This is a genomic window from Chromobacterium sp. CCUG 30098, from assembly GCF_059916605.1.
This window is the reverse complement of the sequence record NZ_JAUCGS010000003.1, coordinates 37,938-60,841: the sequence shown is the minus strand read 5'-3', so window position 1 is coordinate 60,841 and position 22,904 is coordinate 37,938. Positions and strand designations below refer to the sequence as shown.

General features: G+C 64.9%; 24 protein-coding genes. 13 read left to right on the top strand and 11 right to left on the bottom strand.

Annotated elements, in window-relative coordinates; all coding sequences use genetic code 11:
* Positions 1-37: 37 nt before the first annotated feature.
* The gene (gene ppsA / locus QUG03_RS08425) at positions 38-2,425 is read right to left on the bottom strand and encodes a phosphoenolpyruvate synthase (RefSeq protein ID WP_107798125.1); all 2,388 of its coding nucleotides are present in this window, start codon (positions 2,423-2,425) and stop codon (positions 38-40) included.
* 322 nt (positions 2,426-2,747) lie between these two features.
* On the opposite strand from ppsA, the gene ppsR reads away from it, so the two are divergent.
* The 5 genes from ppsR to QUG03_RS08400 all read left to right on the top strand — a co-directional run bounded on the left by ppsR (position 2,748) and on the right by QUG03_RS08400 (position 6,389).
* Positions 2,748-3,572 (top strand): posphoenolpyruvate synthetase regulatory kinase/phosphorylase PpsR, encoded by an 825-nt coding sequence (ppsR, locus tag QUG03_RS08420; RefSeq protein ID WP_048415701.1) that lies wholly within the window; start codon positions 2,748-2,750, stop codon positions 3,570-3,572.
* A gap of 332 nt (positions 3,573-3,904) precedes the next feature.
* The gene (locus QUG03_RS08415; RefSeq protein ID WP_486636534.1) at positions 3,905-4,204 is read left to right on the top strand and encodes a hypothetical protein; all 300 of its coding nucleotides are present in this window, start codon (positions 3,905-3,907) and stop codon (positions 4,202-4,204) included.
* Positions 4,205-4,431: 227 nt separating this feature from the next.
* The gene (gene trpS / locus QUG03_RS08410; protein ID WP_227106884.1) at positions 4,432-5,454 is read left to right on the top strand and encodes a tryptophan--tRNA ligase; all 1,023 of its coding nucleotides are present in this window, start codon (positions 4,432-4,434) and stop codon (positions 5,452-5,454) included.
* 72 nt (positions 5,455-5,526) lie between these two features.
* Positions 5,527-5,832 (top strand): chorismate mutase, encoded by a 306-nt coding sequence (locus QUG03_RS08405; protein WP_107798122.1) that lies wholly within the window; start codon positions 5,527-5,529, stop codon positions 5,830-5,832.
* Positions 5,833-5,924: 92 nt separating this feature from the next.
* Entirely contained in the window at positions 5,925-6,389 is a 465-nt protein-coding gene (locus tag QUG03_RS08400) for a CreA family protein (RefSeq protein ID WP_107798121.1), read from the top strand.
* A 44-nt stretch (positions 6,390-6,433) separates the two neighbouring features.
* Here the strand turns inward: QUG03_RS08400 and QUG03_RS08395 are convergent, their stop codons facing one another.
* From QUG03_RS08395 to mltG, 7 genes are read right to left on the bottom strand one after another with little or no spacing between them, the layout of a single operon-like run.
* Entirely contained in the window at positions 6,434-7,210 is a 777-nt protein-coding gene (locus QUG03_RS08395) for an MBL fold metallo-hydrolase (RefSeq protein ID WP_227106882.1), read from the bottom strand.
* 24 nt (positions 7,211-7,234) lie between these two features.
* Positions 7,235-7,627 (bottom strand): hypothetical protein, encoded by a 393-nt coding sequence (locus tag QUG03_RS08390; protein ID WP_107798119.1) that lies wholly within the window; start codon positions 7,625-7,627, stop codon positions 7,235-7,237.
* Positions 7,628-7,641: 14 nt separating this feature from the next.
* Positions 7,642-8,412, bottom strand: coding sequence for a TatD family hydrolase (locus QUG03_RS08385; protein WP_227106878.1), 771 nt, complete (start codon positions 8,410-8,412; stop codon positions 7,642-7,644).
* 48 nt (positions 8,413-8,460) lie between these two features.
* Positions 8,461-8,835, bottom strand: a complete 375-nt coding sequence (locus QUG03_RS08380) for a PilZ domain-containing protein (RefSeq protein ID WP_048416050.1) — start codon at positions 8,833-8,835, stop codon at positions 8,461-8,463.
* A gap of 19 nt (positions 8,836-8,854) precedes the next feature.
* Entirely contained in the window at positions 8,855-9,874 is a 1,020-nt protein-coding gene (locus QUG03_RS08375) for a DNA polymerase III subunit delta' (RefSeq protein WP_500819838.1), read from the bottom strand.
* Positions 9,874-10,509 (bottom strand): dTMP kinase, encoded by a 636-nt coding sequence (gene tmk / locus QUG03_RS08370; RefSeq protein WP_081544255.1) that lies wholly within the window; start codon positions 10,507-10,509, stop codon positions 9,874-9,876. Before tmk ends, QUG03_RS08375 begins: the two co-directional genes overlap by 1 nt.
* Entirely contained in the window at positions 10,509-11,498 is a 990-nt protein-coding gene (gene mltG, locus QUG03_RS08365) for an endolytic transglycosylase MltG (protein ID WP_199225793.1), read from the bottom strand. The genes tmk and mltG overlap by 1 nt, the downstream gene beginning before the upstream one ends.
* A gap of 201 nt (positions 11,499-11,699) precedes the next feature.
* Here mltG and QUG03_RS08360 point away from each other — a divergent pair, with 201 nt between their 5' ends.
* The 8 genes from QUG03_RS08360 (at position 11,700) to QUG03_RS08325 (ending at position 18,934) form a co-directional block, all read left to right on the top strand.
* Positions 11,700-12,377, top strand: a complete 678-nt coding sequence (locus tag QUG03_RS08360) for a DUF3313 family protein (RefSeq protein ID WP_158274224.1) — start codon at positions 11,700-11,702, stop codon at positions 12,375-12,377.
* 106 nt (positions 12,378-12,483) lie between these two features.
* A complete protein-coding gene (locus tag QUG03_RS08355) occupies positions 12,484-13,164 on the top strand; it encodes a DUF3313 family protein (protein ID WP_107798114.1) in 681 nt (226 codons plus the stop codon).
* A gap of 57 nt (positions 13,165-13,221) precedes the next feature.
* Positions 13,222-13,950, top strand: coding sequence for a molybdate ABC transporter substrate-binding protein (gene modA, locus QUG03_RS08350; RefSeq protein WP_107798113.1), 729 nt, complete (start codon positions 13,222-13,224; stop codon positions 13,948-13,950).
* Positions 13,947-14,621 carry a molybdate ABC transporter permease subunit gene (gene modB / locus QUG03_RS08345; RefSeq protein WP_107798112.1) on the top strand — a complete coding sequence of 225 codons (675 nt, stop codon included), beginning with the start codon at positions 13,947-13,949 and terminating at the stop codon, positions 14,619-14,621. The genes modA and modB overlap by 4 nt, the downstream gene beginning before the upstream one ends.
* A gap of 263 nt (positions 14,622-14,884) precedes the next feature.
* Positions 14,885-15,148: a hypothetical protein gene (locus QUG03_RS08340; protein WP_107798111.1), complete on the top strand. Its 264-nt coding sequence runs from the start codon at positions 14,885-14,887 to the stop codon at positions 15,146-15,148.
* 170 nt (positions 15,149-15,318) lie between these two features.
* Positions 15,319-16,800 (top strand): flagellar filament capping protein FliD, encoded by a 1,482-nt coding sequence (gene fliD / locus QUG03_RS08335; protein WP_500819837.1) that lies wholly within the window; start codon positions 15,319-15,321, stop codon positions 16,798-16,800.
* Positions 16,801-16,892: 92 nt separating this feature from the next.
* Positions 16,893-17,591 carry a FadR/GntR family transcriptional regulator gene (locus QUG03_RS08330; protein WP_500819836.1) on the top strand — a complete coding sequence of 233 codons (699 nt, stop codon included), beginning with the start codon at positions 16,893-16,895 and terminating at the stop codon, positions 17,589-17,591.
* 71 nt (positions 17,592-17,662) lie between these two features.
* A complete protein-coding gene (locus QUG03_RS08325; protein WP_500819835.1) occupies positions 17,663-18,934 on the top strand; it encodes a CynX/NimT family MFS transporter in 1,272 nt (423 codons plus the stop codon).
* Positions 18,935-19,142: 208 nt separating this feature from the next.
* Here QUG03_RS08325 and QUG03_RS08320 read toward each other — a convergent pair whose 3' ends face one another.
* Genes QUG03_RS08320 through QUG03_RS08310 form a run of 3 tightly spaced genes read right to left on the bottom strand, consistent with a single transcriptional unit; the run spans position 19,143 to position 22,904 of the window.
* Positions 19,143-19,667, bottom strand: a complete 525-nt coding sequence (locus QUG03_RS08320) for a DUF2946 family protein (protein ID WP_500819834.1) — start codon at positions 19,665-19,667, stop codon at positions 19,143-19,145.
* A gap of 55 nt (positions 19,668-19,722) precedes the next feature.
* On the bottom strand, positions 19,723-22,215 hold the full coding sequence (locus QUG03_RS08315; protein WP_253313787.1) for an ABC transporter permease: 2,493 nt from the start codon (positions 22,213-22,215) through the stop codon (positions 19,723-19,725).
* Complete coding sequence (locus QUG03_RS08310) at positions 22,212-22,904, bottom strand: ABC transporter ATP-binding protein (RefSeq protein ID WP_048414370.1); 693 nt, start codon at positions 22,902-22,904, stop codon at positions 22,212-22,214. Before QUG03_RS08310 ends, QUG03_RS08315 begins: the two co-directional genes overlap by 4 nt.

The following is a 22,904-nucleotide window of genomic DNA, read 5'->3' as shown; positions in this document are numbered from 1 at the left end:
CCGGCAAGCGGGCGGTTTGAAAGCGGTGAAACAGGGATTAGCTGTTCAGTTCACGCGCCAGGTACAGCCAGGTTTCCACCACGGTGTCCGGGTTCAGGGACACGGTTTCGATGCCCTCTTCCACCAGCCACTTGGCGAAGTCCGGATGGTCCGACGGGCCTTGGCCGCAGATGCCGATGTACTTGCCCTGCTTGCGGCAGGCCTGGATCGCCATGTGCAGCATGACCTTGACCGCTTCGTTGCGCTCGTCGAAGGTGGAGGCGATCGGGCCGCCGGAGTCGCGGTCCACGCCCAGCGTCAGCTGGGTCATGTCGTTGGAGCCGATGGAGAAACCGTCGAAATGCTGCAGGAACTTGTCGGCCAACACGGCGTTGGTCGGCAGTTCGCACATCATGATCAGGCGCAGGCCGTTTTCGCCGCGCTTGAGGCCGTTGGCGGCCAGGATCTCCACCACTTGCTCGGCTTCGGACAGGGTGCGCACAAAGGGAATCATCACTTCCACATTGGTCAGACCCATCACGTCGCGCACTTTCTTGATGGCGCGGCATTCCAGTTCAAAGCAATCGCGGAAGGATTCGGCCACATAGCGGGCGGCGCCGCGGAAACCGATCATCGGGTTTTCTTCGTGCGGCTCGTACAGCTGGCCGCCGATCAGGTTGGCGTACTCGTTCGACTTGAAGTCGGACATGCGCACGATGACCTTTTTCGGATAGAAAGCCGCGGCCAGGGTGGACACGCCTTCGGCGATCTTGTCCACGTAGAAGTCCACCGGGCTGGCGTAACCGGCGATGCGGTCGCTGATGGTGGCTTTCAGATCCGCCGGCAGCTTGTCGAACTCCAACAGCGCTTTCGGGTGGATGCCGATCTGACGGTTGATCACGAACTCCATGCGCGCCAGGCCCACGCCTTCGTTCGGCAGCTGCGCGAAGTCGAAAGCCAGTTCCGGATTGCCCACGTTCATCATGATCTTGACCGGGGCCTTGGGCATCTTGTCCAGTTCCAGGTCGATCACTTCCACGTCCAGCAGGCCGTCGTAGATATTGCCGGTGTCGCCTTCGGCGCAGGACACGGTCACCTGCATGCCTTCGGACAGCACCTGGGTGGCGTCTCCGCAGCCCACCACGGCCGGGATGCCCAGCTCGCGCGCGATGATGGCCGCGTGGCAGGTACGGCCGCCGCGGTTGGTGACGATGGCGGCGGCGCGTTTCATCACCGGTTCCCAATCCGGGTCGGTCATGTCGGTCACCAGCACGTCGCCCGGCTTGACGCGGTCCATCTCGGACGCGTCCTTGATGGTGCGCACCACGCCCTGGCCGATCTTCTGACCAATGGCGCGGCCTTCGCACAGCACTTGCGATTTGCTGTTCAGGCGATAGCGGCGCAGCGTGTCCTTGCGGTCTTCCTGCGACTTCACCGTTTCCGGACGCGCCTGCAGGATGTAGAGCTTGCCGTCGTGGCCGTCGCGGCCCCATTCGATGTCCATCGGGCGGCCATAGTGCTTCTCGATGATCAGCGCGTATTCGGCCAGTTCAGCCACTTCGGCGTCGCTGATGGAGAATTGCTGGCGCTCCGCCGGGGACACGTCCACGGTCTTGACCGAGCGGCCGGCTTGCGAGGCGTCGGTGAACTCCATCTTGATCAGCTTGGAGCCCATGGTCTTGCGCAGCACCGCCGGACGGCCGGCTTTCAGCGTCGGCTTGTGCACATAGAATTCGTCGGGGTTTACCGCGCCCTGCACCACGGTTTCGCCCAGGCCGTAGGACGCGGTGATGAACACCACGTCGTCAAAGCCGGATTCGGTGTCGATGGTGAACATCACGCCGGCCGCGCCGCAGTCGGAACGCACCATGCGCTGCACGCCGGCGGACAAAGCCACTACGTCGTGCTCAAAGCCTTTGTGCACGCGGTAGGAAATGGCGCGGTCGTTATAGAGGGAGGCGAAAACGTGTTTCATCGCATCCTTGACATTGTCAAGGCCGCGGATATTCAGGAAGGTTTCTTGCTGGCCTGCGAACGAGGCGTCGGGGAGGTCTTCTGCGGTGGCGGAGGAACGGACTGCAACGGAGATGTCGGCGCCGCCGGCATCGGCCACCATCTGATCCCAGGCCTCTTTGATATCGGCGTCAAGCTTGGCGGGGAACGGGGTATCGATGATCCATTGCCGGATTTCCTTGCCGATTCGGGCCAGTTCGCTGACATCGTCGATGTCCAGCTTGGCCAGCGCGGCGCTGATCTTTTCGGCCAGGCCGTTGTGCTGCAGAAAATCCCGGTAAGCCTGCGCCGTGGTGGCAAAGCCCCCCGGGACGCGAACCCCGGAGCCAGCCAGTTGGCTGATCATTTCACCAAGGGAGGCGTTCTTGCCGCCTACCTGCTCCACATCGGTCATGCGCAGTTTCTCGAACCAGATGACGTAGTTCTCAGCCATCACTTCACTTCCTGTGTTGGATTGGGACGATAGGGCCGCATTCTAGCCGAATTACGTGCCAGATGCGTAGCGTCTTTTGCAGCGCAACACGGGTTTTCGGCCGAACGAGGACAAGCATTGCAACAGAATCAATAAGTTGACGGACATTCCTGATGAAAATGATTGTCAAAACCGTGTAATTTACGCACTACATGATTGGCCGGCTCTCGCCGCGGGTTTCTTCGCGGCCTTTCAGAGTATAGAATCCCTTGAACCCCGGGCGCCTCAGCAATGCGCGGCAGGCGCGGTTCCGGCCTCGTTCACTCGCAATACAGGTGTTTGCATGCCCCACCATCTCCGCTCCGCCTTCTTCGTTTCCGATCGCACCGGCATCACCGCCGAATCGCTGGGGCACACGCTGCTGACCCAGTTCGACACCGTGGAATTCAAGCGCGAGACCATTCCCTTCGTCGACACCGTGGAAAAGGCGCAGGCGCTGGCCGAGGTCATCCGCCAGGTGTCGGAAACCGATCACCTGAAGCCGCTGGTGTTCACCAGCATCATCAACCCGGACGTGCGCAGCGCGCTGCAGGTTGAGAACGCGGTGATGATAGATTTCTTCGATACCTTCATCGGCCAGTTGGAGCAGGAAATCGGTCAGCGCGCCTCGCTGAGCGTGGGCAAGGCCCACGGCATGGTCAACGAGGAGAAGTACGATCACCGCATCGAAGCGGTCAACTTCTCGCTGAACCACGACGACGGCGTCAAATTGAAGGACTTGCACGAGGCGGACGTGATCCTGGTGGGCGTGTCCCGTTCCGGCAAGACGCCGACCTGCCTGTATCTGGCGCTGCAATACGGCATCCGCGCCGCCAACTACCCGCTGACGCCGGAAGACCTGGGCAGCCCGACCTTGCCCAAGCTGCTGCTGCCGTTCAAGGACAAGATCTTCGGCCTGACCATCGATCCGGCGCGCTTGCATCACATCCGCTCCGAGCGCCGGCCGGACTCCAAATACGCCAGCATGGACAATTGCCGCCGCGAGGTGAATGAGGCCGAATCCATGTTCCGCCACCACGGCGTGCCCTTCATCAGCACCACCCACAAGTCCATCGAAGAAATCGCCTCCACCATCATGCATAAGGCGGCGCTGGGCCGACGCTTCTAAGCACCTGTTCACTGCCTGCCGCGCTTCGTGAGACGGGGCGCGGTGGGCGCCGCTTCGAAATGCTCACGTAGCACCGATACATTCCGCTTCCTCAGCGGTTTTCCCTTGTCTCGCTCTTGCTCGCGAGACTTTGAACCGACGCAAAGCCCAGCCTTCAAGCCCCGAAAACAGCCGGCATCGTCCGGCTTTTTTCATGCCATCGCGCTACTTCACCTACGACCAATATCCATATAGCACTTTGTTTATTATCACTTTTTTACAATTCAGGCCGGAACATATAGCAAGCAAGCGCTCTCCAACAGGCATCTTGAATCCACTGCCGGACTATTCCGATGCATATCGTCGCCATCGCCGCCCCGCCCAGATCCGCCGTCTCGCCGTTGAAGGAAGTGGGCGCCGTCGCCGCCAAGACCGACAGCCGCGCCGCCGCCAGCGACCCGCGCAAGGAGATGGCGGAGTTCCTAGCCCCTCATCCGCAATCTCCCGCGCTCAACGGGGACGCCCCGCCCCGCGGCGAGTCTTTCGAGCGGCTGCTGCGCCAGGCCCAGAGCGCGGTCGGACGCAAGGACGCTTCCCCTTATTCCGAAGACCCGATGCCGCCGGCCGGCAGCCTGCTGCACGTGGTGGCGTGAACGCGGCACTTGACGCTGCTTTGCCCGCCGTGCTCTGATAAAGCCCATGAACTACGCAACCGCATCCGCAACCTTCTTTTGGTGGTGGCGCCTGAACTAAGGCGGCGCCGGCGTTTGCATACCCAAAACCCGGAAGCTGCCGATACGGCGGCATAGGGTTTCCAGCAGTACTCCTCCCCCCGGATCGGCAGTTTCCAACAAGCTCAAGCTTACTGGAGACCACTGTTATGAATCTGGACAGCATCACAGCCAAAGACATCATCCTGACCGGCGACCGCACCACCGGACAATTGCATCTGGGCCACTACGTCGGCTCGCTGCGCAACCGCGTGATCCTGCAAGACCGTTGCCGCCAGTTCCTGCTGCTCGCCGACGCCCAGGCGCTGACCGACAATATGGGCAACTATCTGAAGGTCCGCGACAATGTGCTGCAAGTGGCGCTGGACTATCTGGCGGTGGGCATAGACCCGGAAAAAAGCACCATCTTCATCCAGAGCCTGGTGCCGGAACTGACCGAGCTGTCCTCCTACTATCTCAATCTGGTCACCGTGGCGCGGCTGGAGCGCAACCCCACCATCAAGGACGAGATCAAGCAGCGCGGCTACGAGCGCGACATCCCCGCCGGCTTCCTCACCTACCCCGCCGCCCAGGCCGCCGACATCACCGCCTTCAAGGCCAGCATCGTGCCGGTGGGCGAAGACCAGATTCCGATGATTGAGCAGACCAACGAGATCGTGCGCCGCTTCAACGGCAGCGTGGATCGGGCGGTGCTGGTGGAAGCGCGGGCGGTGGTGCCGGAACAAGGCTCGCGTCTGCCCGGCATCGACGGCAAGGCCAAGATGTCCAAATCGCTGGGCAACACCATCACTTTGTCGGCCACGCCGGACGAGATCCGCCAGGCGGTGAAGATGATGTACACCGATCCCAATCACCTGCGCGTCGCCGATCCGGGCCAGGTGGAAGGCAATGTGGTGTTCACCTATCTGGACGTGTTCCATTCCGACACGGAGCAGGTGGCGGAATGGAAGGAGCATTATCGCCGCGGCGGCCTGGGCGACACCGTGATCAAGAAGCAGTTGGAAGAATGCCTGCAAACCCTGCTGGAGCCGATCCGCGCCCGCCGCGAGCAGTACGCGCGCGATCCGGCGGCGGTAATGGCGATGCTGAAGACCGGCACCCAGCGCGCGCGCGAAGTGGCGGCCGCCACGCTGGCCGAGGTGAAGACGGCGATGGGCTTGAACTACTACTAAGAGCCTTTTTACGATCTGCTGCGCGTCGGCGAGACCGCGTTGAAAACACACTCTTTAAGAGGAGAGCACCGCATGGAACAAGTCTACCAATGCCAAAACCTGGAAGAGGTGCGCGGCCAGATCGACCGCATCGACCGCGCGCTGGTGGCGCTGATCGCCGAGCGCGGCCTTTACGTGCGCCAGGCGGCGGCGTTCAAGCACAGCCGGGAAGAAGTGGAAGGCGGCAAACGCGTCGATCAGGTGATGCGCCGCGTCGAGCGTCTGGCCGGCGAACTGGGCGCCGACGCGGCGCTGACCGCGGCGGTTTACCGCACGATGATAGAGTACTTCATCGCCGATGAAATGGCGGCCTTCCGCGCCAAAGCGGCTGCCGATTGAGGCGGAGGCCGGCTTTCCCTACAATCGCTTCCATCCGCTGACCACCGGCCGCCCTCCGCGGCCGGCGTTTTTCCCGCGGCCGGAGAACCTGAATGAACAAGATTGCCCTGTTGCTGCTCGCCTGCCTGACCGCGCCCGCGATGGCCGAGGAAGTGGGCGAGGTATCCACCACCTTCAAGCTGCTCAGCCCCAACGACAAGGTGGTGGTGGAAGCTTTCGACGACCCGGCGGTGCAAGGCGTGGCCTGCTATATCTCGCGCGCCAAGACCGGCGGCTACAAGGGCGCGCTGGGCCTGGCCAAGGACCCGTCCCGCTTCTCGGTGGCCTGCCGCCAGGTGGGCGCGATCAAGTTCTCGCGGCCGCTGCCCAAGCAGGAGCAGGTGTTCAAGGAAGGCGCGTCCTTCATCTTCAAGCATGTGCGGGTGGTGCGCATCGTCGACGCCAAACGCAATACCCTGACCTACCTCAGCTATTCCGACAAGCTGCTGGACGGCAGCCCGGACAATGCGCTGACCGCAGTGGCGGTGCTGGATCAAAAGATCCCGCTGCAACCCTGAAATAAAAGCGATTGATTATTAACGATTTCTTGGCATGACGGGCATCAGCTAAACGGCAGCTCAACGCGCAAGCCGTCATAGCCGACCTCCACGCCGGGCGGACATTCGGCGCTGAGCGCGCCGAATTCCAGCCTGTGGGTCATGTGGATCAGCACCGTGCGTTCGGCGCCGATGCGCTCGGCCCAGGCAAAGGATTGCCGCACGCCGAGGTGGGACGGATAGGGGTCGTGGTTCAGGCAGTCCAGGAACAAGAGCTTCAGCCCCTGCAACAAGGGCAGGCTGCTGTCAGGGATGTCCGACACGTCGGTCAGCCAGGCCATGTCGCCGACGCGCCAGCCGAGGCAAGGCCAGGAGCCGTGTTGCAAGGGCACGGGCGTCAGCGTGACGCCGCCGCAGTCCACCGGCCCGTCCACCTGCTGCGGCAGCAGCACCGGCTTGTCCCACATCTTGGACGGCGGCAGCAGCGCGTAGTCGAAACGGCTCTTGATATTGTCCAGGGTGAAGGCGTTGCCGTAGAGCGTGATCGGCCCCTTCTTCACGTAGCAGAAGGCGCGCAGGTCGTCGATGCCGTTCAGGTGGTCGGCGTGCGGATGGGTGTACAGCACCGCGTCCACCTGGCTCAGGCCTTCGCGCAGCGCCTGCTGCCGCAGGTCCGGCCCGGTGTCGATCAGCAGCCCCTGGCCGGCCGCCTTGATATAGGCGCTGGCGCGGGTGCGGCGATTGCGCGGATCCGGCGAACGGCAGGTGACGCAGTCGCAGCCTATGGCCGGCGTGCCGGAACTGGAGCCGCAGCCCAGGATGGTAACTTCAAGCGAACCCAATGGCGTTTCCCAAGTAATAAGGCATCAGCGGCAGCGCTCGGGGCGCTCCGCCTTCTCGCGCACCCAGCCGCCGTCGCAGCGGACATTGCCGTCGGCGTCTTGCTGGCAGCCGCCGCGCGGCTGCTTGGCGCAATACGGATTGCCGTCGCGCGACAGCAGGCAGGCGCCGGGGCCGGCGTAAGTGACGCCGTTGGCGCGCACCACGCCGCCGCCCGGATAAGGCGAGCACAGCACGTTGCCGAATTCATCGATCGCGCATTCGCCCTTGCCGCACATCGCCTGTCCGCGCTGCACCAGAGCGATGCCGCCGTCTTCGGAACAATAACTGCGTCCGTTCAGATTGACGCAATTGGCCCAGGCCTGGGCCGAGAACAATATGGCCAGCAAGGCCAGCCCGGACAGCAAGATTCGCTTCATGCGCTTTCTCCGCTTCAACGGCTGGCCTTGGAGAACAGCCGGAAAAAGTTATCGCTGGTGACACGCGCCACCTCTTCCACCGCCATGCCGCGCAGCTCGGCGATGTGCGCGGCCACATGGCGGACATAGGCCGGCTCGTTGACCTTGCCGCGATACGGCACCGGCGCCAGATACGGGGAATCGGTTTCGATCAGCATCCGATCCAGCGGCACTTTCTGCGCCACTTCCTTGACCTGGGCCGCGTTCTTGAAGGTCACCACACCGGAGAAGGAAATGTAGAAGCCCAGCTCCAGCGCGGCTTGCGCCACCTCCCAGGTTTCGGTGAAGCAATGCATCACGCCGCCGCACGCCTCGGCGTTTTCTTCCCGCATCAGCCGGATGGTGTCCTCGGCGGACTCGCGGGTGTGGATCACCAGCGGCAGGCCGACGCGCTTGGCGGCGCGGATATGGGTGCGGAAGCGCTGATGCTGCCATTCCAGATCGCCCTTGCACCAGTGGTAGTCGAGTCCGGTTTCGCCTATGCCCACCACCCGCGGGTGCGCGGCCAGCGCCACCAGTTCGTCCTCGCTGTACTCTTCCGCTTCCGGGTCGTCCGGATGCACGCCCACGGTGGCGTATAGATTGCCGTGGCTCTCCGCGAGTTCCAGCACTTGCGGATATTTGGGACGGCTGACGCCGATCACCAGCGCGTGGCTGACCTGGTTGGCCTGCATATTGGCCAGCACTTCCGGCATGCGCGCGGCGAGGTCGGGAAAATTGATATGGCAGTGGGAGTCGATAAACATATTTGCGTCAATCAGGCTGCGGCGCGCGGACGCGCGCCGCTAAAACAATCACATGGTATGAGTGGGCCGGCTGGAATTGAGCACGCCGCTGAGCAGGGCCTCGATCTTGTCCTTGGCCTGCTTGCCGGCGTCGCCGGCGACGAACTCGACGCCGACGCCCTGCACCCGGCTGTTGTTGGCGCCGGCCGGCGTCAGCCACACCACCTTGGCTTGCACCGCGATGCGCTGCGGGTCGTCCATCAGGGTCAGCAGCAGGAACACCTCCTCGCCCAGCTTCATTTCCTTATTGGTGGGAATGAAGATGCCGCCGTGGCGCACAAAGGGCATGTAGGCGGCGAACAGCGCGCTGCGCTCCTTGATGTGCAGGGACAGCACCCCGGGACGGTTGGGATTCAGGTCCGGGCGAGTGGCGGAATTGTCCATACTTGGCTAACCCTCTGTGTCAGGCGGCCTTGCCGCTGGCGAATATCTTCAGATAGTCCATCAGCACCGCTTCCAATTGCAAGCGCGTGTTCAAGGTATGCTGGCCGAACGGCGCCAGTTGGTTGAGCGTCTGCTGACACGCCATCAATTGCGCGATGTCGGCGCGCGCCGCCAGTTGCTGCAAGGCGCGCTCCTGATCTGGATAATAGCGGACCAAACCGGCCAGTCTCAAACTCGCCAGATCATGCAGCCACTTCATCAGCCAGCCTATGGGCAGCAACAGCGGCAGTTTCTGCTTGTCCACCGCCTCCGCCAGCTGCAACACATTGGCGAAGCTGGGCTGGCCCAGACCCTGGACGAACTGGCCGCGCAGCTTGGCCAAAGCCGGATCGTGGTCGAACAGCGGCGCGCCGCCGTTATGAGCCAGTTCCAGTTCCAGTTCCGCGTCCGCCACGCCCTGCTCGCGCAGCCAGGCCAGCGCCTGGGCCTGGTGCGGCCGCGTCAGCGGAAACTGGCGGCAACGGCTGCGTATGGTGGGCAGCAAGCGCTGCGGCGCATGCGCCACCAGCAGGAACAGCACCTCGGCCGGCGGCTCTTCCAGGATTTTGAGCAAGGCGTTGGCGGCGGCCGGATTCAGGCTTTCCGCCGGTTCCACCAGCACGATGCGCCGGCCGGCGCGATGCGCGCTCAGGTGGGCGAAATCGATCACATCGCGCACCGCCTCGATCTTGATCACCGGCAGCTTGCGGCTGACTTTCTTGCCCTCGGCGCCCTCCTTGCCTTCCTCGTCCTCGTCGCCCAGCGGCGACAAGCGGCGGAAGTCCGGGTGGGTGCCGTGCCGATACCAGCGGCAGGCCTCGCATTCGCCGCAAGGCTGGTGGCCGGCCTGCGGGCGTTCGCACAGCAGCGACTGGGCCAGGTGTTCGGCGAACTCCAGCTTGCCGATGCCGGCGGCGCCGGTGAACAGCCAGGCATTGGGCAGGCGTTCGCGCTCGGCGTTCAGCCGGGTCCAATCGCCTTCTTGCCAGGGCAGCAACATCACGCGGCCTCCAGCAGTTTTTGCAGGCAGGCTGCAATGTCGACCTGGATCTCGGCGATGGAGCGGCTGGCGTCCAGCACCGCGAAACGCGGCTGGCCGGCGGCGCGGCGCAAATAGGCTTCGCGCACGCGCACGTGGAAATCGGCCTTCTCCTGCTCGAAGCGGTCCAGCTGCCGGGTCTTGGACATACGCTCGGCCGCCACTTCCAGCGGCAGGTCGAACAGCAGGGTCAGGTCCGGCTGCAAACCGTGCTGCACCCATTGTTCCAGTTCGGCGATGCGCTCGAACGGCACGCCGCGGCCGCCGCCCTGGAAGGCGAAGGTGGAATCGGTGAAGCGGTCGGACACCAGCCACTGGCCGGCGGCGAGCGCGGGCTCGATCACGCTGTGCAGCAATTGCTGGCGCGAAGCGAACACCAGCAGGGTTTCCGCGTCCAGCGAGGCCTCGGTGTCCACCGCCAGCAGCAGCTCGCGGATTTTCTCGCCCAAAGGGGTGCCGCCCGGTTCGCGGGTGAATACGGCGTCGACGCCGTGTTGCGCCAGCCAATCGCGGATGAAGGCCAGATGGGTGCTTTTGCCGGCGCCGTCTATGCCTTCCAGGCTGATGAAGCGGCCGCGTTGCTGCTCTAGCGCCATTACTGTCCTTTCTTCAAGATATATTTGCGCACCGCCTGATTGTGTTCGTCCAGCGTTGCGGAGAAATGCGAAGTGCCGTCGCCGCGAGCGACGAAATACAAGGCCTTGGTTTCGGCCGGATTGGCCGCCGCGTCCAGCGCCGCCTTGCCCGGCAAGGCGATGGGCGTGGGCGTCAGGCCGGCGCGGGTATAAGTGTTGTAAGGCGTGTCGCGGCGCAGATCAGCCTTGCCTATCTTGCCCTGGTACAGGCTGCCCATGCCGTAGATCACAGAGGGATCGGTCTGCAAGCGCATGCCCTGCTTCAAGCGGTTGACGAACACCCCCGCCACCATTGGACGGTCGGCGTCTTCACCGGTTTCCTTCTCAATCAGGCTGGCCATGATCAGCAGCTCGTAAGGCGTGCGGTAAGGCAGCTCCGGCTTGCGCGCCGCCCAGGCCGCTTCCAGCCGCTGCTGCATCGCGCCGAAGGCCTGGCGGTAGAGCTCCGCGTCCTCGGTGTCCGGCGAGAACAGATAGGTGCTGGGGAAGAACAGGCCTTCCGGCTTGGCGTCGCCGAAGCCCAGCCGCCGCATGATCTCCTCGTCGCTCCAGTCCTTGGCCGTATGCTTGATGTCGGGGTTGCGGTCTATCGCCTGGCGGAATTGGCGGAAGGTCCAGCCCTCGATCACCGTCAGGCTGGCCTCGTCCGGATGGCCGTCGGCCAGGCGGTTCAGGATGTCCAGCATCGATGCCTGGCCGTCGAAACGATACAGGCCGGCCTTGATCTTGCGGTCCACGCCTTGCAGGCGGGCCAGGGCCACCATCACCTGGCGGCTGCGAACCACGCCCTCCTGCTCCAGTCCCCGCGCCACTTGGCTCAGGGTGCGGTTGGGCCCCACGGTCAGCTTGTAACCGGCTTCCGGCAGGCCAACCGGAATCAGGACCACCCAAACCAGCCAGGCACAGCCCAGCGCAAGGCACAGCAAGAACAGGCGAAACAGAGTTTTCATCATTTGACGGGAAGCATGAGACAGCGCAGCGGGACGATCGCGCATGATACCAGACAAGCCGGCCTGACCGACATGTCAGGCCCGCCCCCCGCAATCAAGCAAAGTTTGCGCCAAATCAACTGTCCACCTTTCCATTTTGCATAGTTTTGCTCGCGTTCTATACCTGATTAAATGGACTGCTTAAATGATGCGAGTCTTTTCATGAAGCCATTCTTCAATCTGGGATGCGCATTGGTGGCCTGGACGGCGCTGGCCAGATTGGCGGCAGTCCGGCAGACCGACAGGGATTTATGGCGCCTGCCGATGGACGCTTTCCGACAAGGAGGGCATCCGCAGCAATTGACTTACCAGCAATCCCCCGCTGCGCTGAGCGGCTACCACGCGCTGATCGTGGAGCCTTTGCTGCTGTTGAACCGCCAGCAGGACGGCGGCTGGCAGCTGCTGCAAACCGCGGAACAGGAAAACGCCAACCAGATCATGCGCCGCCAGGTGGCCGCGCTGCTACAGGCCTGGCCTATCGCGCTGACCGACGTGGCCACCGCCGGCGTGCTGCGCTTGCGCATCGCGGTGGCCGCGCGTCAGTCTCGGATTGCCCAGGACAGCCAGCCGCTGAACAGCAGCCACGTGGCGCTGCAACTGCCTTGCATGGCTTCCAATATAGAACCCTATCTGCAACTGGTGTCCTCGGTGTCCCAATTGGAAGACGCGCTGGGACGGGGCGTGGTCGCCGGCGGCGTCACCATGCAGTCGCAAGCCGAAGCCGCCTCCGGCGACGAAGGCGACGGCTGGCGGCAGCTGCTGACCCAGGACTGGTCCCCGCTGCTGCGCCAACAACTGGCGCCGGCGACGCGGCGCGGCGCGGCCTCGACGACGCGATAAGCCGCATGAAGACAGTCCGCCCCGTCACAAAGTCGCAACAATATAGAGGGAACGCCGCTTGGCGGCCGCAGTCCATCTCCCACGCAATCTCCACTGAGCCCGCACGATGAAACCATTCTTTAAACTCGCCTGCGCGCTGATGGCTTCCGCCTTGCTGGCCAATATCGGCCACGCCGGGGAGCCGCCGGAGAATCTGGTCCTGCTGCCCAGCGAAGCCTTCCATCCCAACCCTGAGCATGCCGGCCAGGTGCTGTACCTGCAGCCCGGCGTCGATCTGAAACGCTATCACGGCATCCTGATCGAGCCGCTGATTTTCCTGGGCCGCCAAGCGGACGGCCAATGGCTGGCGACGGCGGCGGACGAGCACAACCGCCTAGACGCCTGCTACCGCAACAGCCTGGCCCGGGCGCTCTGCCGCGAGGGATTGCCGGTGGCCGCCGCGCCCGGTCCGGGCATCGCCCGGCTGCGCGTGGCGGTGGGCGACATGCTCAGAGAGCTGGCCGGCCCCAAGGAACGGCGCCCCGTGAAGACCGCCCTCAATCTGGCGCGCTTCGCCGACGACATCGATCCCTATCTGGCCCAGGTGTCCACCGTGGGCCAGCTGGAAGACTCCGAATCCGGGCTGCTGCTGGCCGGCGGCGTCAATCTGCTGGGCAAGGACATGGACCTCGCCAACGCGCAACCGTCCAATGCGGAATGGCTGCAACAGCGCGTTGACCTTTGGAGCAGCCACCACGCGCGGCAGATGGCCCAGCATCTGGCTGCGGCTACGTCGTTTGGGGAGTAGGCTAGCATCCAGACTGGCGGCATAATGGTCGCCTCATCTCTTGTCAGAAAGCCGACCATGCCGCGCAAACTACTGAGTTTCTTGCTGTTGTTGTCCCCGCTGTTCGCCGCCGCCGACACCGTCACCGTGGCGGTCGCCAGCAATTTCCAGCAGACGCTGGACAAGATCGCGGTGGAATTCAAGGCCGCCAGCGGCCACGACATCAAGGCCAGCGGCGGCGCTTCCGGCAAGCTCACCGCGCAGATCCGCCAGGGCGCGCCCTTCGACGTGTTCCTGTCCGCCGACGACGAACGCCCGGCCGAACTGCTGCGCGACAAGATAGGCAAACCCGACAGCCGCTTCACCTACGCCATCGGCAAGCTGGCGCTGTGGAGCAAACAGCGCGACGACGCCGGCGAAGCCGCGCTGCGCGGCGGCAACTTCAACAAGCTGGCCATCGCCAACCCGGCGGCCGCGCCCTATGGCCGCGCGGCGATGGAAACCCTGACCGCACTCAAGCTCGTCGACGCGCTCAAACCCAAGTTCGTCACCGGCGACAATATCAGCCAGACCATGCAGTTCGCCCAGGTTGGCGGCGCCGACTTCGCCTTCGTCGCTTACGCGCAGCTGCTGGAACAAGGCATCTCCGACCGCTACTGGCTGGTGCCGGCCAAGCTGCATCAGCCGATACGCCAGGACGCGCTGCTGGTGCGCGACACGCCGGCGGCCAGGGCCTTCCTCGCCTTCCTCAAGGGCGACAAGGCGCGCGCGCTGATCAAGAAAGCGGGCTACGACTTCGCGCAATGATGGCTTCCGAATGGGCGGCCATCGCGCTGACGCTGCGGCTGGCCGCCATCAGCACCCTGATCCTGCTCCTGCTGTGCGTGCCGCTGGGCTGGTGGCTGTCGCGCACACGTTCGCGCCTCAAGCCGGTGATAGAGGCCGGCGCGACGCTGCCGCTGGTGCTGCCGCCCACGGTGCTGGGCTTCTATCTGCTGGTCGCCTTCGGCCCGCACGGCCCCATCGGCCAGCTGACCGCCTGGTTGGGCTGGCCCGGCCTCGCCTTCACCTTTCAAGGGCTGATCATCGCCTCGGTGCTGTACTCCTTGCCCTTTGTGCTGCAACCGCTGATCGTCAGCTTCAACGCGGTGCGGCGCGAGGAAATCGAAACCGCGATGGTATTGGGCGCCAACCGCTGGCAGCGGCTGACCCGCGTCATCCTGCCCAGCTGCCGCTCCGGCGTGCTGGCCGCCGCCAGCATGGGCTTCGCCCACACCGTGGGCGAATTCGGCGTGGTGCTGATGATAGGCGGCAATATCGAAGGGGAAACCCGGGTCATTTCCATCGCGCTGTACAACCACGTGGAACAGGCCGACTACGCCAGCGCCCACCGTCTGGGCCTGCTGCTGGTGCTGTTCGCCTTCTCCACCCTCGCCCTGGTCTACCGCCTCAACGCGCGCCAGCGCCGCTACGACTAAGAGCCGCTCGCAAAATTCCGGACCTGCCTTGCGCCCGACGGGCGCTGCCTGCGTCGACGCGCCTTGGCTCAGCTTCCCCGCGAGGCTCTCTTAGCGGTTCTTAAGAGACCGCGAATCTGGCCGCGTTTACTGACAATGCTGACATCTATCGATGCAAACCGTTACATGACGTCAACAAAACGCAGTGTTCATGCGCTATAACTTGGAGTATCGTTTTTCTCGCCCGTCATGGGCCCGACAACCTGTGCTACCAAGGATGAATCATGCGCAAATACCTGATGATCGCTGTTCTGGCCCTGACTTCCGCCAACCTGGCGCTGGCTGACGCCGCCTGCGACGCCAAAGCCGCCGAGAAGAAACTGGCCGGCGCCGCCAAAAGCAGCTTCCTGAAGAAATGCGAGAAAGACAGCGCCGCGGCCAACGCCCAGAAAGCCTGCGACGTCAAAGCCGCCGACAAGAAACTCGCCGGCGCGGCCAAGGCCAGCTTCGTGAAGAAATGCGTGAAGGACGCGGCTCCGGCCAAGTAAGCCCCCTCCCCGGCGGCCTGTCCGCCGGGACAGCCCGCTCGCCGGCAAGTCCCTGATTTTTCGCCTACACTGAGATGTGGCAACAGGGATTCTGCGGGTGAGCCATGGCAAACAATATCCTTGGAAATTACAATCCGCTGTTATCGCTTTTCGGCAATAACAACCAACTCTTGAGCGGTTTATTGGGCTCCTCGCCCATTGTGCCGCTGATCCGGAGCAGCAACAGCTCGCCAAGCGCCGGCACCGATCCCAATGTGGTGCTGATTTCCGGGCTGGGCCAATTGCTGTCCAGCCTGAACATCTTCCAAGACAGCCTGCAACAGATCTATTCCCCGTACGCGGTCAACAACTCCATCAGCGGCAGCAGCAGCAATCCGTCGGTGGCCAGCGTCTCCACCGCCGCCGGCGCGCAAAACGGCAATTACAGCGTATCCGTCTCGCAACTGGCCCAGGCTCACAGCGCGGTCACCGCCTTCACGCTGCCGGACACCAGCAGCACCGCGGTGGGCAGCGGCAGCCTGACCATCAAGACCGGCAGCTACGCCTACACATCGTCCACCTCGGCCAGCAGCTTCACGCCCAGCGGCAGCTCGGCCACGCTCTCCATCAGCAACGGCACGCTGTCCAGCATCGCCACCGCCATCAACGGCTCCGGCGTCGGCATGGTGGCCAATATCGTGCAGAACGCCTCCGGCAATTATCAATTGCAGATCAGCGCCGCCCAGACCGGCGCCAGCAACAATTTCCAGATCCTGGTCAGCGACAACGACGGCAACAACACGGATCAGAACGGCTTGTCGCGCTTGGCTTTCGACCAGACCCAGGCGGTGGGCAGCGGGCAGAATCTGACCCAGACCCAGGCCGCGCAAAACGCCAACTACCTGATCAACGGCGCCTCCGGCTCCAACGCCGGCAATAGCGGCATCTCGCTGGGCGCCTCGGTATCCATGGACTTGCTGTCCACCGGCAGCACCAATATCTCGGTCAAGCTGGATCTGAACGGCCTCAACGGGCAGGCGCAATCGCTGGCCGACGCCTTCAACACCCTGCAAGGCAGCCTGAACGCGCTGCTGGTCAGCGGCGGCCTGCTCAGCCGCGACCCCATCGCCAAGCAATTGGCCAACAGCATGAACCAGCAGGCCGGCGCCAGTTACAGCAACGGCAGCTCGCTGCTGGTCAAGCTGAACCAGATCGGCCTCAATTTTCAATATCCGCAGCAGTTCGGCCAGATGGGCAGCCTCAGCCTGAGCAACAACAGCCTGCAAAGCGCTTACAGCGGCGACTCCCAGGGCGTGGCCAATCTGCTCTACACCGCCGCCCGGGCGCTGAACTGGCTGGCCAACAGCTACGCCTCCTATGGCAACGGCACCATTCCGCAAACCCTGACCGCCTTGCAGAAAATGCAATTCAGCCAGCAGCTGCGTCAGTCGGCCACCCCGACGTCCAACACCGTCCCCGCCAACCTCGCCTCCTTGACCGGCAACCAGTCCGGCACCATCCAGCTGAGCGCGCAGCAGATCAGCGCGCTATCGCTGTACGCGATGGTTTACTCTCTGGGCGCGCCCTATGCGGTCAATTCCCAGATTCTGAACAACGGCCTGGGCCTGTCCGGCAACGGCAACAGCGGCAACGGCATCTCCACATATGCATGATTGATATTTGCTATTTGTTTTTCATCTAGCATTGCCTGCGCCGTATTGTCTCGTTAAAATTCATCGGATGATTGGATGAATAAGGAGGCCGCATGCTGGCGCTGCCCTATAAACGCTCGCTGGTCGACATCGCCGTGGAAAACATCGCCAAACGTCTGGCGGACGGCGACTGGCCGATAGGCGCTCGCATTCCCACCGAACCGGAACTGGCGGAACAGCTGGGCGTCAGCCGCAACACGGTGCGCGAGGCGGTGCGGGTGCTGCTCTACGCCGGCCTGCTGGAGGTGCGCCAGGGCGACGGCAGCTATGTGCGCGCCACCGTGAACCCCGGCGACGCGATGCGCGCCATCAGCCGCGCCAGCCTGCGCGAGCACTTGGAAGTGCGCTGCATGCTGGAAGAAGCCGCCGCGCGGCTGGCCGCCAGCCGCTGCCCGGAAGCGGACCTCGGCGCGATAGCGGACGCATTGACGCTGCGCGGCGAGCGCCTGCCGCAGGAGCCGCTGGAAGCCTTCATCGAGCGCGACCTGGCGTTTCATCTCGCCATCGCCAACGCCAGCGGCAACCAGGCCTTGGCAGAGCTCTACGGCTATTTCTCCCGCGCGGTGCGCCAGCATGTGCAGCAGTCCATCCTCGACGAGGCGCTGCCGGACCCCGACCTCGCCGCCCACCAGGCGATTTACGAAGCCATCCGCCAGCGGCGGCCAGACGAAGCCGGACAAGCCGCCGCCGCCATTACCCGCCCCTTGCTGGAGGCGCTGGACCGCTTGCTGGATCGCCCCGCCAAGGTTTAAGCCAAATTTGAGCCGGCCCTCAGGCGCGGGGAGCCGGTTCCGACAACAACAAAAGCGCAGAAGGAAAACCCATGTCCACACCCAAATCCATGCCTGACCACCTGCCGGTCGAGGACACGCTGATCGACGCCGAGATCGACGACGCCGGCGTGCAAAGCCAGCGCCCCGCGCTGCACCGTCCCTGGCTCTTGCTGCTGGGCCTGATCCTGGTCGGCGTCAATCTGCGGCCGGCGCTGTCCAGCCTGTCCCCGGTGCTGGGCGATGTCGCCGCCAGCCGCGGGCTCAGCGGCATGATGGCCGGCCTGCTCACCACGCTGCCGGTCGCTTGCCTGGGCCTGTTCGGCCCGCTGGCGCCGCGGCTGGCCCGCCGCTGGGGCAGCGAAAAGACCATCGCGCTGATCCTGGTGACGCTGGCGCTCGGCATCCTGCTGCGCACCCAGTTCGGCCAAGTCGGCCTGTTCGCCGGCTCGGCGCTGGCCGGCGCCAGCATCGGCATCATCGGCGTGCTGCTGCCCGGCATCGTCAAGCGCGACTTTCCGCGCCAGGTCAGCCTGATGACCGGGGTCTACACCATGGCGCTATGCCTGGGCGCGGCGCTGGCCGCCGGCCTGACCGTGCCGGCGATGCACTGGATGGGCGACAGCTGGCAAGGCGCGCTGGCGATCTGGGCGACCCCGGCGCTGCTGGCCTTGCTGGCCTGGTGGCCGCAGACGCGAAAACAACAAGCGGCCCACCACGGCCAATGGCTGGTGCGCGGCCTGCTGCGCGACCCGCTGGCCTGGCAGGTGACGCTGTTCATGGGCTTGCAGTCATCCATGGCTTACATCGTGTTCGGCTGGCTGCCGTCCATCCTGATAGACCGCGGCGAAACGCCGCTGCACGCCGGTCTGCTGCTGTCCATTTCCATCATGGTGCAAGTGGCCTCCTCGCTGCTGGTGCCGGCGCTGGGACAGCGCTGCCGCGACCAGCGCCCGCCTATCGCCGCCACCGTGGCGCTGGTGCTCAGCGGCCTGTTGGGCATGTTGTTCGCGCCCACCGACAGCCTGCTGCTCTGGGCGGTCTTGCTGGGCCTGGGCCAGGGCGGCCTGTTCAGCATGGCGCTGAGCCTGCTGGCGCTGCGCTCGCCGGACCCCCATGTCGCCGCCCATTTGTCCGGCATGGCTCAGGGCGTCGGCTACGCGCTGGCCTCGCTCGGCCCGCTCAGCGTGGGCCTGATCCGCGACCAGACCCACGCGCTGTGGCCGCTGGGCCTGTTGTTCTCGCTGATCTCCGCCGCCACCTTCGCCATGGGCATGCTGGCCGGGCGCAAGCGTCTGGTGCAGGTGGAGTCGCGTCCGCTCTAAGAACCTGTTTACGATCTGCTACGCTTCGTGGAGCGTTACACGGTGAGTACGGCTTCAAAATGCTCATGTACCGTGTGTACACTCCGCTTTTTCAGCCGTTTTCGCCTTGTCTCGCCCTTGCTCGCGAGATCGTAAACCGGTTCTAAGCCATCCGCGGACCAAACAAAACCCCGGGCTTGCCCGGGGTTTTGTTTGGAGGTGAAACGGCTCAGCCCTTGGGCCGGCCGACAATGCCGTAACGCCGCCACAAGTCCGGCAGGCTCTCCTTGCCCAGCGGGATGGCGCTCTTGCCCAAGGCCAGCCGGTCCGGCAGCGAGCCCATGTCGCCGTCCCAGCCCGGCGCCCCTTCTTCCAGCACCGCGGCCAGGTCGCGGTCGTCCACCGCCGCCAGCTCGCCGCCGATCTCGATCAGCAACATGCCCTCCGGCGTCAGCCAGGCGGAGCGCGCCGGCACGTCGTCGTCGTAGGGCAGCGTGCGCCAGCCCGACGGAGTGCGCCGCGCCACCAGCGGCGCGGCGTCCAGCGTCACATAGACTTTCTGCGGCCCGTTCTGCACATAACAGCGCCCCAGCCCGTCGCGGCTGTAATTGCGGCCGAAAAACTCCACCATCGCCTCGTGCTGCAGGCGTTCGTCCTTGATCCACCACTGGCCGCGCGCATCCAGCCGCAGCCAGCCGAACACGGCGGGCACGTTCGGCCACTTGGCCATTGCCGCCTGTACTATCGCATCCATCATGCGTCTCCTTGCGGGCTTGCTCCCGCTTGATTCTCAGCTTTGACCACTACACTCAGATCGCTCTCAACACCGCCATCGGCGACGTTCTGGTCACCCGCCCCACGAGCGGCCAACCGGCCACCACCACCACCAGCGCGCCGCTGGCGACGCCGGCGGGCAACAGCCACGGATTGAACACCAAGGGCAGATTGAACAATTTGACCGAAGCCAAAGCGCCGATGCCCATGGCGCCCAAGGCCGCCAATAAACCGGAAAACGCGCCCAACCAGGCCAGCTCCGCCAGCACCACGCTGCGCACCTGCCGCCGCGACGCCCCCAGCGCCCGCATCAGGCCGACATCGAACAGCCTCTCGTCGCGAGTGGCCGCCAGCGACGCCCACAACACCAGCACGCCGGCGGCCAGGGCCAGGCCGAACATGGCTTCGATGCCGCGCGACAGCTTGTCCATCATCGCCCTCACCTCGCTCAGGATCGCCCCGACGTCGATCACGGTCAGATTGGGAAACTCGCCCACCAGGCGGTTGACGAAGTCCTCGTCCGCCGCCTCCAGCCGGAAGCTGGTGATCCAGCTGGCCGGCTGCTGGCTGAACTGGCCCGGCGTGCCGATCACGAAGAAATTGACGCGGAAGCTGTCCCACGGCACTTCCCGCAAACTGCTCACCTTGGCGCGGTAAGCGGTGCCGGCCAGATCGAAGACCAGCGTGTCCCCCAGCTTGATGCCCAAGGTGGCGGCCAGCTCGCGCTCCACCGAGAACTGCGGCGGAATCCGTTTCTGAGGCTGCCACCACTGGCCCGCCGTCAGCTTGTTGCCCGGCGGCAATTCGTCGCGCCAGGACAGGTTGAACTCCCGCTCGGCCAGCCGACGCGCGCGTTCGTCCTCGTAAGCCGACGGCCGCACCGGATGCTCGTTGATCGCGATCAGCCGCGCCCGCACCATGGGCGCCAGCTCCGGCGCCGCGCGCCCCTCCACCGCGAAGGCGTTGCGCACGCCGTCGAGCTGGTGGCGCTGGATATTGATGACGAATTTATTCGGCGCGTCCGCCGGCACGCTGCGCTGCCAGGCGCCGATCAGGTCGTCGCGCACAATGGTCAGCGTTAGCAAGGCCATCAGGCCCACCGACAAGGACACGATCTGGATCACCGCCAGCCAGTGGCGGCGCGCGATATTGGCGATGCCGAAGCGCCAGCCCACCCGGCGTCCGCGCGGCAGCCGCCGCATCAGATAGACCACGCCCAGCGCCAGCGCGCCCACGGCGGCGAAGAAGCCCAGCATGCCGGCCAGCAGCCAGCCGGCCACCGCCAGATCGCCCACCTGCCAGGCGGCCAGGCCCAGCAAGGCCACCAGGGCCAGCAAGGGCGCCAGCACGCCCTGGCGGGTCGGCGTCAATTCATCGCGCAGCACCGCGGCCGGCGGCACGTCGCGTATGCCCATCAAGGGCGGCAGAGCCAGGCCGGCCAGCAACACCAGCGAGGCCAGCGGCCCCACCAGCCAGGTCAGCCAGCCCGGGTCCGGCAGTATTTCGCCGACATAGCCGCTGGCCAAGCGCATCAAGGCCAGCTGCACGCCGAAGCCGCCGGCGGTGCCCAAGGCGCCGGCCAGCAGGCCCAGCAAGAGGAACAGGCTGACGAACAGCCCCCACACCTCGCCCGCCGTCAGGCCCAGGCAGCGCAGCACCGCCACCTGCTGCCAATGGCGCGCCAGATAGCGGCGGACCACCAGCGCCACCGCCGACGCCGCCAGCGCCACGGTCAACATCGCGGTCAGGCCCAGGAAACGCCGCGCGCGCTCCAGCGCGGTGCGCACTTCCGGCCTCGCCTCCTCGACGTTTTCCAGCCGCGCGTCCTTGGGCTTGGCCTTGTCCAGCCACTGGCGGAAGTCGGCGATGCCTCGGTCGTCGCCGGCGAACATCAGCCGCCAGCGCGCGCGGCTGCCCTCCTGGATCAGGCCGGTGGCGGCCAGGTCGGCGCGGTTGAACATCAGCCGCGGCACGAAGTTGTACAGGTCCATCGCGCCGTCCGGCTCGCGGACGATTTCGCCGGCCAGCCGCAGTTGCGCGCCGCCGACGCCCAGAGTGTCGCCCAGTTTCAGCTTCAAGCGCCGCATCAGGCGGGCGTCGGCCCAGGCGGTGCCCGCGGCCGGCCGCAGGCTGCCGGTTTCCACGCGGCCGTCGGCCAGGCGCACGCTGACTTCGCCGCGCAAGGGGTAGTTGTCGCTGACCGATTTATACGTGGCCAAAGCCGCCTGACCGCCGGAAAACACCATGGAGGGAAAGCTGATGTTGTCGGCCAGCCGCAGACCGCGCTTTTCCGCCTCGCGGCGGATGGGTTCCGGCGCCGGCTGATTGCCGTTCAGCACCAGGTCGGCGGCCAGCAGCTGCGTGGCCTGGGTGGTCAGCGCGCGTTCCACGCGATCGGAGAAAAAGGCCACGCTGCTCATCGCCATCACCGCCACCACCAGGGCCAGGGCCAGGATGGTCAGTTCGCCGGACACCAGTTCGCGGCGGATGAAGCGCAACACCAGGGTCAAGCGGCCGGCCAGAGTCATGAGCGCGCCCCGTTGAGCTTGCCTTCCACCAGCCGGTAGATGGCGTCGCAGCGGCTGGCCAGCTCGGTGTCGTGGGTGACCAGCACCAGGGCGGTGCCCTGTTCGGCGTTGAGCTGGAACAGCAGATCGATGATCTGTCGGCCGCTGTGCGGGTCCAGATTGCCTGTGGGTTCGTCGGCGAACAAGAGGCCGGGATGAATGACGAAGGCGCGCGCCAAGGCCACCCGCTGCTGCTCGCCGCCGGACAGATGGCGCGGATAATGGCCCAGCCTATGGCTGAGGCCGACGCGGTCCAGCATCTGCCGCGCCGCTTCGCGCGCGTCGGCGCGGCCGGCCAGCTCCAGCGGCAGCATCACGTTTTCCAGCGCGGTCAGTTGCGGCATCAGCTGGAAATTCTGGAACACGAACCCCACCTTGTCTCTGCGCAGCAGCGCGCGCGCGTCTTCGCTCAAGCCGGACAGCGCCTGGCCGAACAAGGACACCTCGCCGCCGGACGGATGATCCAGCCCCGCCAACAGGGACAACAAGGTAGACTTGCCGGAGCCGGAAGCGCCGACAATGGCCACGCTCTCGCCCGGATACAGGGTCAGCGTGGCGCTGCGCAGGATGTTCAGCGGCTCGCCGTGGAAATGCACCTGCTTGGCCAACTCGCTGGCCGCCAACACCGCCTGGGTTTCAATTGGATTCAT